The sequence below is a fragment of the Pseudidiomarina aestuarii genome (assembly GCF_048263735.1).
GTDB lineage: Bacteria > Pseudomonadota > Gammaproteobacteria > Enterobacterales > Alteromonadaceae > Pseudidiomarina > Pseudidiomarina aestuarii_B.
The window spans coordinates 478,331-493,723 of record NZ_JBLXDX010000003.1 but is presented as its reverse complement, the minus strand read 5'-3'; the positions used below and the strand labels follow the sequence as shown (position 1 = coordinate 493,723).

Genomic DNA, 15,393 nt, shown 5'->3' with positions numbered 1-15,393 from the left:
CAATCATGCGTAAGACTTTAACTACATTAGCTATCGCCGTTGCTTTAGGTTCTTCATCAGCTGCATTTGCGGCACCTCAGCAAGGTAACGCTGCAGCACAAGCACCGATGCAACAACAAGCACCAGAAATTGATGTTTCTGACAAGCAGTTGGAGCAATTTGTTGACGCTATGACGTCAGTACAGGAAATCAGCGGTAAGTATACGGAGCAATTCCAAAGCGCTGAAACTGCGGAAGATGCACAAGCTATTCAGCAAAAAGCTCAGGAAGAAATGATTGAAGCGGTCAACGACTCAGGTTTGTCTGCCGATGAGTACAACACCATTGTGCAAGCGGTACAAACGGATGAAGAGTTGCGTGCTCGCATGCAGGAACTGACTGAATAAGTTCCTGAACAGGAAACAACGTTCTTCTCTGGTTGTTCCTTGAATAGCGAGTTCCACACCATGGAGCTTTCCTTGTTTGGCCAGCAGTCCCTCGCTGGCCTTTTTTTTGCCTACTCGATCAGGCTTTCAATTGTTTAATGAGCTCCGCGGCAACCGCTTCAGACGATGCTGGATTTTGTCCCGTAATTAAGCGCCCATCAACAACCGCCAATGGCTGCCAATCCGCAACTTTTTGGTAGTCACCGCCCAAATCCCGTAACCGATTCTCAAGCAAAAATGGTACTACTGCAGCTAAGCCAACCGCTTCCTCTTCAGAATTCGTGAAACCACTGACTCGCTTGCCTTTCACCAGCGGTTCGCCTGATATATCTTTGGCATTAACAAGCACCGCTGGCGCATGGCACACAGCAGCTACTGGCTTCCCTTGCTGCCAGAAGTTCTGAATTAAACCAATCGACTCTTGGTTGTCGACCAAGTCCCATAACGGACCGTGCCCACCTGGATAAAACACCGCATCAAATTCGTTGGCGTTTACTTCCGTGAGTTTGAGTGTGGTAGCAAGTTGGTCCAATGCAGACTCGTCTTCAAATAAACGAACGGTCGCGTTCGTCTGCGCATCGGCTTGCTGGCTGTTTGGATCAATGGGAGGTTGACCGCCATTTGGTGAGGCTAATGTAATTTCTGCGCCAGCGTCCTTAAAAGCATAATAAGGCGCTGCAAACTCTTCTGCCCAAAACCCTGTTTTATGTCCACTGTCGCCTAATTCAGAATGCGACGTCAAAATCATTAAGATTTTCATGGGTTACTCCTATCGGTCAGTGATTAAATTGCAGTATGCTCTTTACTACATATGGACGTTCAATAGCGATTCAACCGAGGAAGAGATCACAATGACCATTGCCTGGCGACATGTCGAACCCGCCTATCAACGACAGTTACAGCTCCTGAGCCTCATTGATATGGTGCTGATCAGTGCCATTTTTTTGCCTATTTATTATTTTAATCGCACTGCGAGTTGGTTTGATTCACTCTGGATAGTTGGCGTTATTTGGACTCTGGTCACTCTGTTCTTTACCTTTTTCTGGGCCCCACGGCGCTATCGCTTTACCGGCTATGCTGAAACTTCTGAAGCCTTGCACCTACGCCGCGGCGCCTTATGGCGCAACTCCCGCGCGGTGCCGCTAAACCGCATCCAGCACGCCGAAGTTCGACAGGGTCTGACTGATCGATTCTTTGGTTTGGGGCGCGTGGCGGTATTTACAGCAGGTAGTGGTGGTGCCGACTTGAGCATTCCGGGGCTCGCACTCGCTGAAGCAGAACGAATCAAAGCGGAACTGATGCAAACCATTGCACATGAACCTGAGCCGCTAACCGATGCGGATGAGGCTCAGCATGACTGAGCTCGTTTGGCAAAGAACACCTTTGGTCACCGTGGTGTTCTTTTTGCTGAAAGCCTTTAAACAACTGGTGACGAACTTTTCAAACTTCATCCCTTTACTGACGGTGATCCTAGTCAGTGAGCAAAAGTGGCTGCCCTATGCGCTAGCTGGCGGCTATGTGGTGTTTACCATCATCAATGCCATTTTGACGCATCGATTCTTCCTGTTTGCGGTCACGGATGACGCTGTGCATATTCGCATGGGCGTATTTAGTAAGAAAAATCTCACTCTGAAATACGACCGTATTCAGCAAGCGGAACTCCATGAAACTTGGTATTTCCGTCCACTTGGACGCACAGTGCTGCGGGTAGATAGCGCTGGCTCAGCGGGTAAAGAAGTCGAAATCCCAGGACTGAAAGTTGCGTATGCCTTGGAGTTGCGCCAGCAAATGTTGGCGCAGACTGTTCGCGCTGAGACCAACGAGCAGGGTGAGCAGATTGATGCCGTTGATAGTGAGCAACAGACCTTTAGCGTCGGTGAACTGATTCGCGCAGGTATTATCGATAACCGTGTATTCCTCTTACTGGCACTACTGCTGTATCCACTCAGTCAGCTCGACGACTTTTACGACCAAGCCGGTGACTGGTTGGTTGCTAACTTTAGCTTTCTACAAGAAGGGAATTGGTGGGTCTACGGCGGAATCGTGACTGGCTTTATTGCACTGCTTTTTATTGCTGCAATATTCCTGAGTGTGGTGCAGTACCATAATCTCACCGTTTCAGTTCGCAATAATCGTTTTCAGGCGCGCGGCGGACTGCTGAGTATTCGGACGTTAAGTTTTCGCTACCACAAGCTGCAGAAAGTGCGCTTTCATCAGAATTTGCGGGCTCGCCTATTGGAGCGCTCAACCCTGCGAGTAGGGCAATTACAACCTATGGCTGCAGGCCAAGGACAAGCCAAAACCCAGTTCACCATCCCGGTTTTGAAGCCAGAGCAAGTGCAACAATGGCGTGATTGGTTGCGCTTACCCGATAGCACCCAAGCTACATTCCGCCGGTTTTCACAGCTGACTCTTATTTCACCAGCGTTATGGTTAGCTATTCTCTTTGCCGTGGCTGCGGTTATTTTTTACTTCCAAGCGGATTCGTTTGTCGTCGCGCTGGCGGTGATTACTGCCGTATGGCTGTTACTTCAAGCTTATACCGTAGCGCGCTGGCACTACAAAACCTACGCTGAAATAGATGGCTGGCTGGTGGTTCGCCGTGGTGTGTTTGGTTGCCGTGAAACTTGGTATCCACTGTATAAAGCTCAACATATTGATGTTGCAGAATCACCTTGGTTGCGACTGCTTGGTTTTGCGGATGTCAAAATTCATACGGCGGCAGGCTCGGAAACATTGGAGTACTATCCATTGAATCAAGCACTCGAGTTACAAGCCCGCTACGTGCATGCCGTTGCTAGCGACCGGCGGCGTTGGATGTAACTCGCCTAATCGGCATCGCGACACAATTCGTCGGGCAATTCAAACTCAATGGTGGTATGCGCCAGCTCGAAAGGTTTGAGTTGCTCCGCAACCTCCTTTTTCAAGGCCAGTTGTTGAGCAGCGGTCAGCTCACCACGCAGCACCAAATGCGCAGTACACACGTGATGCTCACCGTCGAGTGACCAGATGTGCAAGTGATGCACATCAGCCACTGGCTTTAGCGCCCGCAACCGTTCCTCAATGGCCGGATACAACGTTGTATCCGGTGTTGCTTGCAAGAAAATTTTAATCGTCGAGCCCAAAGCTCGCACCACATTAACCAGAATGAACAGAGTAAACGCGATAGATAAGATCGGGTCGAGAATCGGCAGGTCCACAAACATCAGCACAATAGATACGACAAACACCGCGGCCCAACCCAGCACATCTTCGATTAGATGCCAGTTCATGACCCGCTCATTCAGTGTTTTGCCTGCGCTCAGTTTGTAAGCTGCATAACCATTAACCAGCATGCCTAACACGGCCAGCCACAACATGCCTTGTGCATGTGGCATGACCGGGTCCCACAACCGCGGAATGGCAATCGTTAAAATAACGATAGAGCCAATCACGAGCACAACTGCGTTGATAAATGCGGCAACCAACGAGAGCCGGCGGTACCCATAGGTGAGTGATTGGTTCGCGTCTTTTTGCCCAAGCTTTTGCAATAACCATGCGCTACCTAGAGCTAGACTGTCACCTAAATCGTGAATGGCATCAGCCATAATCGCAGTAGAGTTGGTTAAGATACCGCCAATAAACTCAATAATGGTAAAGCACAAATTTAAGACAAAGGCCCAGCCAATGCGCCCGCTAGCGGCATCATGATGGTGATGATGCCCACCATGATGATGGTGATGATGTGAGCTCATAGGTCTCCTCGCTGCCACTTGGCTGAGTCAAAAAAGATGCAATAGTTTGTTACGCTTACTATTCGCAGATGTGAAACATTCGTGCCAGTATAAAACTGACAGTGGGTATTCGTACATGGCTATGTACCTACCTTTTTAGGAGTGAGTATATGTATACCGAAGACGACTTATCCAACGCAGTACGCGAAGGCGTTGTACCGGAGGCAACTGCGGACGCTTTTCGCCATTATGTGGAAAAAAATCGCTCGACCTCTATTGCGGATGAAGAGCACTTTCGACTGATCACGGGCTTTAACGACATATTTGTTGTGATTGCCGCGGTGCTTGCACTCGCTGCATTGTGGACTTTAGGGAATACAATTGCACCTTGGCTTGGTGGTCTCTTTGTGCTGACCGCAGGTTGGGGTATGGCGGAATATTTCACCCGCATTCGCCGCATGGCACTGCCGTCTATTGTTTTCCTCGGCGCTTGTTTGATCGGTGCGTTCTTTGGCACCTTGATGAGCCTGATGCCAGTATTTGGTCAAGAGGGACCTCAAGCACCACTGGTTGCTTTTATTGTTGCCTCGCTTGTGGCCACCGCGCATTGGTTCCGCTTTCAAGTGCCCATCACGCTCGCCGCCGGAATTGCTGCCGTTATTGGCGTCATTATGTCGCTACTGGCAATGACTTTTGCGTTTTCCGATACGTTGTTGAAGGTGGCATTGTTTATTTCAGGGCTCCTGGTGTTTGCACTCGCGTTAAAGTGGGATCGCTCCGATCTTGAGCGCCAAACGCGCCGCTCTGACGTGGCTTTTTGGCTGCATTTGCTTGCAGCTCCACTGCTGGTGCACCCGATCTTTAGCACCCTTGCGCAGGGAGACTTCACTATTGGTGTCACCCAAGCCTTGATCACTATTGCGCTGTATTTGGTGATTGGTTGTGTTTCGTTGGTCATCGACCGCCGAGCACTCATGGTCTCAGCTTTAGCCTATGTGATTTATGTGTTCAGTAACGTTTTGAATAGCTTTGGTATCGTTGACTTGGGTACGGCTATTATCGGATTGGTTATCGGTACAGGCCTATTGTTGCTCTCAGTGTTTTGGCATCAGGTTCGCGCTGGACTCGTTAACGTTCTGCCACAACGGCTAACGCTTCAATTACCACCTGCATAAATAGTCAATCGACTTTCACGCAGCCGCGCCTCCCACTCGACTGGGGAGGCCGGTCTGCCGAAGTGGAATCCTTGATATTTGGCACAGCCCATTTCGTTTAATCGCCGAGCCTGTTGAGCCGTTTCCACGCCCTCGGCAATCACTTCCAGCCCCATACTCCGACCTAAGCCAAGAATAGTGCTGACAATAATTTCATCGTTGGTGTCGGTGAGAATGTCACGAATAAATGATTGGTCGATCTTCAATTGGTAAATCGGTAATTGCTTCAAATAAGACAATGACGCGTAGCCGGTTCCGAAGTCGTCCAATGAGAAACGAACACCCCACTCGTTGAGTTTGGCAATACGACGAACCGTATTTTGCACGTCCTCGATTAACATACTCTCCGTGATTTCCAGCTCAAGCAGTGAGGCATTCACATTAGGTTGCTGAATAATGCGTTTGATCGTGTCGACAAAGCCGGCATGGCGGAACTGCTTCGCACTGATATTCACCGCGACGGTGAGATCACGTAGGAGCGGATCTTCTTGCCAGCGCTGCATGAGGCGTGCAGCCTCACCTAACAACCACTCGCCCATAGGTACAATCAAGCCAGTTGCCTCAGCCACTGGAATAAATTCACTGGGTGGCACATAGCCGAGTTCTGCGTCAGACCAACGCATTAATAGCTCAACACCGGTGACATGGTGCTGGCTGTCGACCTGGGGCTGCACGAAGAAATGAAAATGATTGTTTTCGAGCGCATTGCGCATGGCTGACTCTAAATGCACGCGACGACTAACGTTTTCTTGCATGGACGGATTGAAGAAGCGAATGGTATGCGGACCCTCTTGCTTGGCATCCGCCAAAGCTAAATCGGCATTCCTAATTAATACCTCAACGCCACCTTCGGTGTCTGAAAACATAGTGACGCCAATGCTGACTGAAGTGACATATTGCTTGCCGTCTATTTCAAAAGGTTCATGCAACACTTCAATCAGCGCATGTGCCCATTGCCGCGCATCAAGAATCGCTTGCTCACGATCACCATTGAGGTTTTCCAGCACGACCACAAAGTCATCGGCACCCAGCCGCGCGGCAGTGTCTGCCTCATCAATCAGGCGTTCCATTCGGCGCGCCACCTCTTGCAATAACTGATCACCGAATTGATGCCCGAACGCGTCGTTCACCACTGAGAAATCATGCAAATCAATGGCCAATAGAGCGCCTTCGTAATCGGTCCGCTGCGCATTCGCGAGGGCATGCTCTAACCGGTCTAACAGGAGTCGACGATTCGCTAAACCGGTAACGGTGTCGTAGAACCGTGCGTGATTGAGCTGCTCCTGAATGTGCAAATGCTCACTGATATCTGTAGAGATACCACTCAGCGCATAGACATTCCCGCGAGCGTCCTTCAATGGAATTTTGGTTGATAAGAATGTGCGCTTTTCACCTGTAGCCGTGACGTTGGTCTCTTCGTCAGAAACTCGCTCGCCCTTCTCAATAACGCGCAAGTCATTCTGGCGTAAATTCGCACACGTCTTGTCGTCAAAGAAGTCACTGTCCGTCTTACCAATAATGTCTGTTTCGGTGGTTTGCAGTAAGTCAGCCACCATTCGGTTCGCATATTGGTAGCGCAAATCTCTGTCTTTAATATAAATATAGGCCTCAACACTGTTAAGAACTGTGCTGAAGCGATTTTCCGAAAGTTGCAACTGAGTGGACTTTACGTTCACTCGGCCCCTCAATGTCCATACAAACGCTAAGGTTCCAGTCAGTGCAAGACCGATAATAATTAAGGCTGCAATGACATATTTTGGAATGGCTGTGGGTGCCGCATAAAGTCCCCATCGCTCTAAAGACTGATTAAGCGGTGAACTCGAATCGAGTTGCCATGCTTCCAGATAGCTGTCGATTATGGGTAACAATGGTTCTGCAGGACCACCGCGAGAAGCGGCAAAATAGAGCCTCGAAGGCTGAAAAATGACGGGTGTTGAAAATAGCTCTAACTGTCGAGCTCGCATGTCGCCGAAATGATGATTAGCAGCAACTAAGTCAGCTCGCCCCTCAATAACCGCTTGAAAGCCCGCTTCAAAACTAGTGACGCTGACCCAAGTTGTACTTAAATCAAAGCTCTCGGTTAAATTACGCAAATACATGTCCTGAACCGAGTCTTTCAAAACCGCAACGCGCAAGTCATCCAAATCCAGCAGATTGCGAACGTTCACATCATTTGAGCCATACAACTGTGACCAGCTGCGTAAGACGGGCACCCGATGAAAAGCAAACCGACGGTCACGCAGTTGGTCAATCGCGACATCAGGCATCAGGTCAATCTGCCCTTGTTCCAGCATTTCCAAACATTGCTGCCAATCACAGGGAACTGGCTCCAGTTGAAAACCTTCGCGCTCAGCCACTGCGTAAATGACATCACCAAAAATGCCAGTCATTTCGAAGTCGGTGTAACTTAATTTAGGTGGATTTTCATACACGCCGATACGAATCACCGACGTTGATTGTGCATACACTGCGCCTGCGCAAAATAGTCCCATAGCGACTACTACTAGGCCTTTAATTTGGCGTGAAAAATAGCAGCGCAATCGCAGATCCTTTTTATAACTCATGTAGCACTAAGTTATAGCATATGTTGACTTTTTTGCTGCTGAAATTATGTAAATAGACTAGTCTATATCGGGACTTAATTACTCAGCGGAGCTCTGAATATGTGGAAATGGATACTCGGTATTATCATTCTAGTCATCGTGTACTTACTCACATGGCCTGTTGCGATTGAACCACAAGCGTGGAGCGCGCCTCAGAACAAAGGCTACACCGGTGTATTCGAACAGAATTCGAAGCTTGCTTCCGTTGAGGTCGAGTCTCTTGGGGTCGAATCCGGCCCTGAAGATCTGGCACAGGACGCCCAGGGAAACCTCTACATTGCCGTCAAAAGCGGAGCTATTTTGCGGCGTGCTTTGAATGCCAGTGAATGGGAGGTTTTTGCGCAAACCAATGGTCGGCCGCTCGGTATTGAATTTGATCGCAACCAAAGACTACTGGTAGCAGACGCTTACCGTGGGCTCTTGCGAATTACCAATGATGGCGTAGTGGAAACGCTGACCAATGAGGCAGAAGGCATCCCGATTCGCTATGCGGACGATGTGGATGTGGATGCTGAAGGCATGATCTACTTTTCTGATGCATCGACCAAATTTGGTGCCGAAGCCTTTGGCGGAACTTATGAAGCTAGTTTGCTCGATATCATGGAGCACGGTGGGAACGGTCGATTGCTCCGCTATAATCCAGCCACCAACAACACCCGCGTATTATTAGAGGGATTGCAGTTCGCCAATGGTGTAGCTGTAAGCCATGATAGTAACTACTTACTTCTGGTGGAAACCGGACGATATAGGGTTCTTAAGTATTGGCTGAAAGGTCCGCAACAAGGAACTATGGAAATCATTCTGGATAATCTGCCAGGCTTTCCAGACAACGTGAATCGCGGTAACGACGGTCGTTATTGGGTGGGCTTGGTGTCACCGCGTAACGATTTCCTCGACAATATGGCGGCATACCCTGGCGTGCGTAAAATTGCGCAACGCTTACCGGCTTTTTTGCGCCCTAAAGCTACGGACTATGCGCATGTGATTGCTATTGATGGCAATGGCAAAGTATTGGAGAACTTGCAGGAACCCGCCACTGACTATCCGCAGACCACAGGTGCAATTGAAGTAGGAGACTACTTGTATTTGACGAGTTTGAAGGCGCCAGTTTTAGCTCGCTGGCGCATTATTGGGGCGTTAGAACCAACGTCGAACTGACTTGCAGTAATCGACATAAGGCTCACCAAATAATTTGGCCATTGCTCGTTCTTCCGGCTCAATTTGAAAGCGGTTGATGAACAGAATGAAACCAATGAGCCATGGCCATGCGCCAATGTGCTGAAGATGAATAGCCCAACCAATTAAAATGAGTAACATACCCAAATACATCGGATTGCGTGTGAAACGATAAATGCCACCCGAAACCAACTGCGTAGATTTATCCAGATTCAGTGGGTTCACGGTAGTTTTCGCCCGCCGAAATTCGACGACTCCGGCAACGGCTACCAAAGCGCCAACCGCCCAAAAGGCACTCGCTGCGCCCTGTAAATCGGTAAAGTGCCAAGCTTCCATCGGGAACCAATGGCCAGTGAGCCACATCAGTAATCCAACGATTACCATGACTAGTGGGGGTGGTATTTTGTGTTCCATTGCGCTGCCTCGTTTGGTTACATCTTATGCACTTTCGTTCACTGAACCCTGTGCTACCTCATGTTATACTCAGTGCCGTTATGTCGCACAATACTATTGAACAAAATCAACAAGCCCAGCCACTCGATCACCTCGATTCCGTGTGGTTATTCGGCTATGGATCGCTGATCTACAAGGCCGACTTTCCTTACCTACAGCGTCGGCCTGCCCGTATTCATGGCTGGGAACGTCGCTTTTGGCAGGGTTCTCATGATCATCGAGGAACTCCTGAGTCACCTGGTCGAGTCGCTACCTTAATAGAAGCGCCGGATGCCAACTGCATTGGTATGGCCTATGAAGTAACACCGGCAGTGTTTGCGCATCTCGACCATCGCGAAAAAAATGGCTACCTGCGGTTTTTTACGGAGTTTGAATGGCTTGACGATGGCCAGTCGGTTGAAGGACTCGTTTATGTAGCAGGTCCCGATAACGAGGCGTACTTAGGTGCTGCAACTGAAGCGGAAATCGCTGCACATATTGCACGTTCTGAAGGCCCGAGCGGACCCAACAGTGAGTATTTATTAAAACTTGCTGAAGCGTTGCGCGAGCTCGAGGCGCATGATGCGCACGTGTTTGCCATTGAAAGCGAACTCCGTGCGCTACTTGAGTTCGCCTAAGCTTTCTTCACAAACTCGGTTTTCAGCTTCATTGGTCCAATGCCATCTACTTTACAGTCGATGTCGTGATCACCCTCTTCAGTCAGGCGAATATTCTTCACCTTAGTGCCGACTTTGACCACCAAAGACGAACCTTTTACTTTTAGGTCTTTGATCACGGTCACGGTGTCACCGTCCTGCAGCTCATTGCCATTAGCATCTCGAAATACCTTTCCTTGAGTCGCAGGCTCGTTGGCGTTCCACTCATGTCCGCACTCCGGACAAATGAGCAACGCGCCGTCTTCGTAGGTGTATTCAGAATTGCATGCAGGGCACGCGGGTAATCCACTCATCACGACTTCCTTGTTGGCTTTTCCGAGATATAAATAGTGATGGTGCCAGTAATGACAACCGTTCCATCTTGTCGATAACCGTTCACTACCACAGCTAAGTCGCCCACGTGCCAGCCGTTTGGATCAGCTTCCGCAGTAATACGAATATCGCTATCAGCTTTCGCGGTGTAATTTACAGTCATGCCTTTTGGGATCCAGCGCAAGTGCTTCGGAATTGAAGCTTCGGCAACTGCACCCATCGCCATTTCTAGCCCATTACACAACGCGATAGCGTGCACGGTTCCAATATGATTTTGCACCGCTTTGCGTTTAGGTATGGTGAGCTCACAAAAATTCGGTCGCAACTCCGTAATCAACGGTTTGATGCTTTTAAAATAGGGCGCTTTGCTGGCAAACAGCCGCGAAAAAAGCTGCCTGCCAAACGGCCACTTCAAGACTTTGTGATGGAGCTTTAAGAGATAATTATCAGTCATACCGGCGCTTAAATGTTGAGAAGCAAGAAGCCAAAACCAATGCGGTTTTGACGATGATTATAGTCCAACAAAGATTCACCATAACCGGAGAATATTTGGATGTAGAAGCGCAAGCCGTCGGGTTTGCTTTGACTCACTGGGCGCGTGTAATCAATTTGCCACGATCCGCGACTCAAACTTAAATACGGCGATGTGCGTTTGAGACTGTAAGTACTCGTGCCATTGATCCACGAAAACGTGTTTTCAAAATTACCGCGGTAATTCACTAAATCTGGATTATCGTCATCATCGCCCGTTTCATTCACTCGTAGCTTATAAGAACTTTCCCAAATGACATCATCATATTCCGCTACACCGCCGAAATGGAAATAGTTCCAACTGCGGCTATCGGGCTTGCGCTGACCATTCGATTGATGGGCAAAACCAAATTTACCCATGCGAATTCGCGCTTTACCCGGCAAGAAGTCGAACTCTTCCGTTACCGGTAATACATAGAAAATATCCGGATTGTAATCGGTGCTCCTAAATGGAGATGAATCGTCCGAGTTATACATTTGCCACAAGGATGTTTGTGAATAAGCCACCCAAATATCGCCATTTGGCAGGAAGATATCCTCAAAAATCTTAGTCCGTAGCGATAACTGGAGCTTAACCTCGTTAGGCTTATAATTTTCGATGCGCTCTGAATCACCGCGTGTCGGTGAAGTTGGTTGCTTATTAATGTCCGAACTATGGTGCACCGGAAGGATGAAATTGGGGCGGTATGTGCGCAGCTCATAGACACCACGCTTCTGTTCGGCTCCAAGCTCCCAAAATGTCCCAATCAAGTCATTAACATCAATTTCCTCTTCCAGCTCCTCAACACCATCAAACTCGGTGCCGTCGTCGCTTGCGTCTTGCGCGCTCACTACAGATGCCTGACTAATGAGGCCGGCTGCGAGTAACCCCAGCCAAAACGAACGTTTCATAAGAATTCCTTTTTCTTCAATCCTATGTTCTATCGGTCGACGACATAGCGGTTGACCAACTGGGCGCCGCAAAGCTTCGACGGTGTATAAAATCCACCGGCAGGTTGATTACCGAGCACATGCATTGCGACATCGACGGCTCCACGACTGGTTAGCTTATAGCCATTCAATACTTCTAGACGCAGTGTCTCAACTTGGCCAGCTTGATTGCGAGCTTCTCCCCATACGTGAGTCGTCGCATTTTCTAATTGCTTCTGATCAGGACCTGCAGGTTGTTGCTCAATTTTCTTCTCGAGCCAGCGCTGGACTGGTTTCATGCGCAACAACCAGCGAAACCAATTCATGCGCTGCAAACGTTTCACCAACCGTGGTGAGGCTGGAATGTACACCTCAATATTCGGAATGGCCGTGGTGTGGTATGCCGTCGAAACATCGCCCCACGGAATGGTCATTGCCAATTTTTCGCCACCACCAAAATCAATTTTTCGGGTGCGATAGGCCAGTGGCACCGAGGTGATCTTGCCATCCTTCCGAACAGCGCCGCCGTCACCGAGTTTACGCGCACTGGTTTTTGCCGTGCCTCGGCTCATACGTGACGCGGAATCAAAGCCCAACGTCAAATGCGTTGCATCATGCATTTTTTCTTTAAGTTGAGCGGCAACACAGTCGGTTGGAATCACATCGAAACCGACACCTGGACACAACACAATACCTGCACGAACCGCATCATCATGCCGGCTGTGTGCGTACTCGAATACATTCAACTCACCGGTAATATCGAGGTAATGCGTTTTGGTTTGCAGACAAGCTTCAATCATCGGCTTGGCGGTGACATCAAATGGACCCGCGCAATGAACAACCAAGTCAACATCAGCCAAAGCTTTCTGCAATCCCGCAGTGTCGGCTAAATCAACCACACAAGCTGGTAACTGATGTTGTTCAGCCAATGCCTCAATGGCTGCACGATTACGGCCCGCTAACACCGGCTGCTCGCCTAACGTCTTGGCATATTGCAATACCAATTCACCCGTGTAGCCATTAGCTCCGTATATCATCCATTTCATGGTTGCGCCCTTTGTTGTTAAGTGAAGGTTCAGTGAAATTTCGGTGAAGTGGTTATCTTAGCAGGAAATATCTCACTCATAACTTATAACGCGAAGATCCATAGGATTTTTACGCAGTAAGTTACACTAGTCATCTATCAGTTTGCGTTTGGAGTACCAACACATGCGTCCAATTGTGATCATGCATGAAAATGAAGAATGGGTTGTGCCTCTGCATGCAGCGTTTAAAGAACGCGGCGTGGAAGCCAAAGAATGGTTTTTAGATACGGGTGTCGTGCCGTACGACAGCGTTCCTGATGATGCGGTCTATTACAATCGCATGAGTGCTTCGTCGCATACTCGCGGACATCGCTTCGCCCCCGAACTGACCCGCATGGCGCTAACCTGGCTCGAGAAAAATAACCGAACAGTGGTCAATGGGACGCCTGCCTTGGCACTCGAAACCTGCAAACTGTCTCAGTATCGTGCTTTAGAAGCGGCTGGACTGCATGTTCCCGCGACTCGGGCAGTAGTGGGCCGCGAACAACTTGTTGCAGCAGCTGTTGCGTTTGATCACTGGCCACTTATTCTGAAACCGAACCGCGGTGGCAAAGGGCTGGGTGTAGCGCGCTATGACTCCGTTGCTGCGCTCGAACAATTCGTTAATAGCGACGCCTATGCGGAGCCACTCGATGGCATTTGGTTGCTGCAAGCCTACGTGCGGCCACAGGCGCCTTACATTACGCGTGCAGAATTTGTAGGTCGGCGCTTTGTGTACACGGTGCAAGTGAATACCGAAGATGGCTTCGAGCTATGTCCTGCCGATGTTTGTGATATTGGTGATGCGTTTTGTCCCACAACCGAGGAGCCAGCAGCTAATGAGCACAAGTTCACATTGACTGACCGTTACAATGAGCATGACATTATTCGTAAACTGCAGGGCTTTTTAGAGCAGGCTCAGGTTGACGTGGCTGGAATTGAATTCATCGAAAGCGAGAGCGGTGAGCTCATGGTTTACGATGTGAATACCAATACCAACTACAACAGTGGTGCGGAACAGCGTGCAGGTGGTGAGCGCACGGGTATGGGCGCTCTGGCTGACTATCTTATTGATTTAGCGAGCGCAAAGATCGAGTAAACATCCTGCAAGCTGACTGCCATTGTCTATACTGAAGGTGAATCAACTGATCATCACGCAAAAACCATAGGAGGTTTTTATGCAAATTTTCAAAGTGATTAGCCTAGCCACTGTTGTTACTTTGTCGTCATTGGCACTAGCGGGTTGCAGTGAGGAAGACTCGCAACGCGTGCAAGATACCACCAGTGATGCCGCTGAAAAAATGGAAGAAGCAGGTAAAGCTGCTGCTGAATACGCTCGCGGAACTGTTGATGAAGCTGGTGATTACCTGAGTGATGCAGCCATTACTGCACGTATTAAAACGGCTTTAGCCGAAGCTGAGCAAGTTAGTGCGATGGATATTAACGTTGAGACTATCAACGGTAATGTTGTCCTAAGCGGTGTCGTTGCTACTGATGCCGAACGTGATTTAGCCGAGCAATTGGCTGAAGGCATTGAAGGCGTCGAGTCAGTGTCAAACGACATAGAAGTTCGAAACTAAGAGTTCTCCCTGGGAGCCCGCTTCGGCGGGCTTTTTTATGGGCGTTCCTCGAGTGTTGGCATCGCGTATAATATCAACACAACAACTTGTCCAAACGGCACAATTAATAACAACTGCCACCACGGGCTATGACCACCATCGCGCAAACGCCTCGTTCCCACTGCTAACAATGGCAGCGCCAGCAATAAAGTAACCACGCTCGCTAGCACCACGTTCATCAAATCCGCCACGCCTACGGTTATCAAAACGAAAAGGAAGAACCACCAATACTGTGACCGGCGGCTGGTACCATAAAACTCGGCATAGTTAATAAAGCAATGCTCAATAGCCTCGCGAAAGGTCGCTGGTTTGGCCGCTTGCTCCGCATCCACTATTAGAGTCGACAACTCTACTTCAAATACCGCCGCCAACGCTCGGCCCGACTCCAGCGCTGCTACCCCACCTTTTTCCAAACGCTGAATGGTCCGCAGGTTTAATCCGCTCGCCTCGCTCAGTTGTTCTTGCGACCAACCTCTCGCGATTCGGAGTTGTTTAATCTTGTCGCCGTCTAGTCTCATCTACGTGTTCTCAATTATCCCCAACTGGACTTATCTTATGCCAAACCAGAACTGCGCGTGACGACTTTATGCCGTCACGCTCCCGACTCCATCCCGTCATTCCACAATTCTGAGATTGAAAGACACAGCTCGACGCCCCCTCGAGACCAGCTATTCCTACGTTTTACTGTTCACTGTTCACTGTTCACTGTTCACTCTTA

At 49.2% G+C, this 15,393-nt stretch carries 17 protein-coding genes; 8 read left to right on the top strand and 9 right to left on the bottom strand.

Annotated elements, in window-relative coordinates:
- Nucleotides 1–5: 5 nt before the first annotated feature.
- Nucleotides 6–386 (top strand): DUF4168 domain-containing protein, encoded by a 381-nt coding sequence (locus tag ACN0S4_RS09530; protein ID WP_417657444.1) that lies wholly within the window; start codon nucleotides 6–8, stop codon nucleotides 384–386.
- A 118-nt stretch (nucleotides 387–504) separates the two neighbouring features.
- Here the strand turns inward: ACN0S4_RS09530 and ACN0S4_RS09525 are convergent, their stop codons facing one another.
- The gene (locus ACN0S4_RS09525; protein WP_417657443.1) at nucleotides 505–1,185 is read right to left on the bottom strand and encodes a type 1 glutamine amidotransferase domain-containing protein; all 681 of its coding nucleotides are present in this window, start codon (nucleotides 1,183–1,185) and stop codon (nucleotides 505–507) included.
- Nucleotides 1,186–1,276: 91 nt separating this feature from the next.
- On the opposite strand from ACN0S4_RS09525, the gene ACN0S4_RS09520 reads away from it, so the two are divergent.
- Together ACN0S4_RS09520 and ACN0S4_RS09515 are read left to right on the top strand one after the other, a co-directional pair.
- Nucleotides 1,277–1,786 (top strand): PH domain-containing protein, encoded by a 510-nt coding sequence (locus ACN0S4_RS09520; RefSeq protein ID WP_417657442.1) that lies wholly within the window; start codon nucleotides 1,277–1,279, stop codon nucleotides 1,784–1,786.
- Entirely contained in the window at nucleotides 1,779–3,248 is a 1,470-nt protein-coding gene (locus tag ACN0S4_RS09515) for a PH domain-containing protein (protein ID WP_417657441.1), read from the top strand. The genes ACN0S4_RS09520 and ACN0S4_RS09515 overlap by 8 nt, the downstream gene beginning before the upstream one ends.
- A 5-nt stretch (nucleotides 3,249–3,253) precedes the next feature.
- On the opposite strand, the gene ACN0S4_RS09510 is transcribed toward ACN0S4_RS09515, so the two are convergent.
- Complete coding sequence (locus ACN0S4_RS09510) at nucleotides 3,254–4,159, bottom strand: cation diffusion facilitator family transporter (RefSeq protein WP_417657440.1); 906 nt, start codon at nucleotides 4,157–4,159, stop codon at nucleotides 3,254–3,256.
- Between the two features lie 149 nt (nucleotides 4,160–4,308).
- Here ACN0S4_RS09510 and ACN0S4_RS09505 point away from each other — a divergent pair, with 149 nt between their 5' ends.
- A complete protein-coding gene (locus tag ACN0S4_RS09505; RefSeq protein WP_417657439.1) occupies nucleotides 4,309–5,313 on the top strand; it encodes a hypothetical protein in 1,005 nt (334 codons plus the stop codon).
- On the opposite strand, the gene ACN0S4_RS09500 is transcribed toward ACN0S4_RS09505, so the two are convergent.
- On the bottom strand, nucleotides 5,295–7,916 hold the full coding sequence (locus ACN0S4_RS09500) for an EAL domain-containing protein (protein ID WP_417657438.1): 2,622 nt from the start codon (nucleotides 7,914–7,916) through the stop codon (nucleotides 5,295–5,297). The two genes, ACN0S4_RS09505 and ACN0S4_RS09500, sit on opposite strands and share 19 nt — an antisense overlap.
- A 99-nt stretch (nucleotides 7,917–8,015) precedes the next feature.
- Between ACN0S4_RS09500 and ACN0S4_RS09495 the strand changes: the two genes are divergently transcribed.
- Nucleotides 8,016–9,113, top strand: coding sequence for an SMP-30/gluconolactonase/LRE family protein (locus ACN0S4_RS09495; RefSeq protein ID WP_417657437.1), 1,098 nt, complete (start codon nucleotides 8,016–8,018; stop codon nucleotides 9,111–9,113).
- Here the strand turns inward: ACN0S4_RS09495 and ACN0S4_RS09490 are convergent.
- Nucleotides 9,093–9,545 carry a methyltransferase family protein gene (locus tag ACN0S4_RS09490; protein ID WP_417657436.1) on the bottom strand — a complete coding sequence of 151 codons (453 nt, stop codon included), beginning with the start codon at nucleotides 9,543–9,545 and terminating at the stop codon, nucleotides 9,093–9,095. The genes ACN0S4_RS09495 and ACN0S4_RS09490 overlap by 21 nt on opposite strands.
- An 80-nt stretch (nucleotides 9,546–9,625) precedes the next feature.
- On the opposite strand from ACN0S4_RS09490, the gene ACN0S4_RS09485 reads away from it, so the two are divergent.
- Nucleotides 9,626–10,201: a gamma-glutamylcyclotransferase gene (locus ACN0S4_RS09485; protein WP_417657435.1), complete on the top strand. Its 576-nt coding sequence runs from the start codon at nucleotides 9,626–9,628 to the stop codon at nucleotides 10,199–10,201.
- Here ACN0S4_RS09485 and ACN0S4_RS09480 read toward each other — a convergent pair.
- The 4 genes from ACN0S4_RS09480 to ACN0S4_RS09465 are packed head-to-tail and all read right to left on the bottom strand — an operon-like array spanning nucleotide 10,198 to nucleotide 13,038.
- A complete protein-coding gene (locus ACN0S4_RS09480) occupies nucleotides 10,198–10,533 on the bottom strand; it encodes a zinc ribbon domain-containing protein YjdM (RefSeq protein ID WP_417657434.1) in 336 nt (111 codons plus the stop codon). The genes ACN0S4_RS09485 and ACN0S4_RS09480 overlap by 4 nt on opposite strands.
- Entirely contained in the window at nucleotides 10,533–11,006 is a 474-nt protein-coding gene (locus ACN0S4_RS09475; protein WP_417657433.1) for a hotdog fold domain-containing protein, read from the bottom strand. Before ACN0S4_RS09475 ends, ACN0S4_RS09480 begins: the two co-directional genes overlap by 1 nt.
- An 8-nt stretch (nucleotides 11,007–11,014) precedes the next feature.
- Nucleotides 11,015–11,974 carry a phospholipase A gene (locus ACN0S4_RS09470; protein ID WP_417657432.1) on the bottom strand — a complete coding sequence of 320 codons (960 nt, stop codon included), beginning with the start codon at nucleotides 11,972–11,974 and terminating at the stop codon, nucleotides 11,015–11,017.
- A 29-nt stretch (nucleotides 11,975–12,003) separates the two neighbouring features.
- On the bottom strand, nucleotides 12,004–13,038 hold the full coding sequence (locus tag ACN0S4_RS09465) for a saccharopine dehydrogenase family protein (protein ID WP_417657431.1): 1,035 nt from the start codon (nucleotides 13,036–13,038) through the stop codon (nucleotides 12,004–12,006).
- Between the two features lie 163 nt (nucleotides 13,039–13,201).
- Here ACN0S4_RS09465 and ACN0S4_RS09460 point away from each other — a divergent pair, with 163 nt between their 5' ends.
- Nucleotides 13,202–14,155: an ATP-grasp domain-containing protein gene (locus ACN0S4_RS09460; RefSeq protein ID WP_417657430.1), complete on the top strand. Its 954-nt coding sequence runs from the start codon at nucleotides 13,202–13,204 to the stop codon at nucleotides 14,153–14,155.
- Nucleotides 14,156–14,234: 79 nt separating this feature from the next.
- Nucleotides 14,235–14,636 (top strand): BON domain-containing protein, encoded by a 402-nt coding sequence (locus tag ACN0S4_RS09455; RefSeq protein ID WP_417657429.1) that lies wholly within the window; start codon nucleotides 14,235–14,237, stop codon nucleotides 14,634–14,636.
- A 35-nt stretch (nucleotides 14,637–14,671) separates the two neighbouring features.
- Here ACN0S4_RS09455 and ACN0S4_RS09450 read toward each other — a convergent pair whose 3' ends face one another.
- Nucleotides 14,672–15,193 carry a DUF805 domain-containing protein gene (locus ACN0S4_RS09450; RefSeq protein WP_417657428.1) on the bottom strand — a complete coding sequence of 174 codons (522 nt, stop codon included), beginning with the start codon at nucleotides 15,191–15,193 and terminating at the stop codon, nucleotides 14,672–14,674.
- Between the last annotated feature and the right edge of the window lie 200 nt (nucleotides 15,194–15,393).

Coding starts and splice junctions, on each gene's coding strand:
- ACN0S4_RS09470 (WP_417657432.1), bottom strand. CDS start 11,974: ATGAAACGTTCGTTTTGGCTGGGGTTACTCGCAGCCGGCCTCATTAGT.
- ACN0S4_RS09525 (WP_417657443.1), bottom strand. CDS start 1,185: ATGAAAATCTTAATGATTTTGACGTCGCATTCTGAATTAGGCGACAGT.
- ACN0S4_RS09480 (WP_417657434.1), bottom strand. CDS start 10,533: ATGAGTGGATTACCCGCGTGCCCTGCATGCAATTCTGAATACACCTAC.
- ACN0S4_RS09500 (WP_417657438.1), bottom strand. CDS start 7,916: ATGAGTTATAAAAAGGATCTGCGATTGCGCTGCTATTTTTCACGCCAA.
- ACN0S4_RS09460 (WP_417657430.1), top strand. CDS start 13,202: ATGCGTCCAATTGTGATCATGCATGAAAATGAAGAATGGGTTGTGCCT.
- ACN0S4_RS09450 (WP_417657428.1), bottom strand. CDS start 15,193: ATGAGACTAGACGGCGACAAGATTAAACAACTCCGAATCGCGAGAGGT.
- ACN0S4_RS09475 (WP_417657433.1), bottom strand. CDS start 11,006: ATGACTGATAATTATCTCTTAAAGCTCCATCACAAAGTCTTGAAGTGG.
- ACN0S4_RS09485 (WP_417657435.1), top strand. CDS start 9,626: ATGTCGCACAATACTATTGAACAAAATCAACAAGCCCAGCCACTCGAT.
- ACN0S4_RS09510 (WP_417657440.1), bottom strand. CDS start 4,159: ATGAGCTCACATCATCACCATCATCATGGTGGGCATCATCACCATCAT.
- ACN0S4_RS09520 (WP_417657442.1), top strand. CDS start 1,277: ATGACCATTGCCTGGCGACATGTCGAACCCGCCTATCAACGACAGTTA.
- ACN0S4_RS09490 (WP_417657436.1), bottom strand. CDS start 9,545: ATGGAACACAAAATACCACCCCCACTAGTCATGGTAATCGTTGGATTA.
- ACN0S4_RS09465 (WP_417657431.1), bottom strand. CDS start 13,038: ATGAAATGGATGATATACGGAGCTAATGGCTACACGGGTGAATTGGTA.
- ACN0S4_RS09505 (WP_417657439.1), top strand. CDS start 4,309: ATGTATACCGAAGACGACTTATCCAACGCAGTACGCGAAGGCGTTGTA.
- ACN0S4_RS09515 (WP_417657441.1), top strand. CDS start 1,779: ATGACTGAGCTCGTTTGGCAAAGAACACCTTTGGTCACCGTGGTGTTC.
- ACN0S4_RS09455 (WP_417657429.1), top strand. CDS start 14,235: ATGCAAATTTTCAAAGTGATTAGCCTAGCCACTGTTGTTACTTTGTCG.
- ACN0S4_RS09530 (WP_417657444.1), top strand. CDS start 6: ATGCGTAAGACTTTAACTACATTAGCTATCGCCGTTGCTTTAGGTTCT.
- ACN0S4_RS09495 (WP_417657437.1), top strand. CDS start 8,016: ATGTGGAAATGGATACTCGGTATTATCATTCTAGTCATCGTGTACTTA.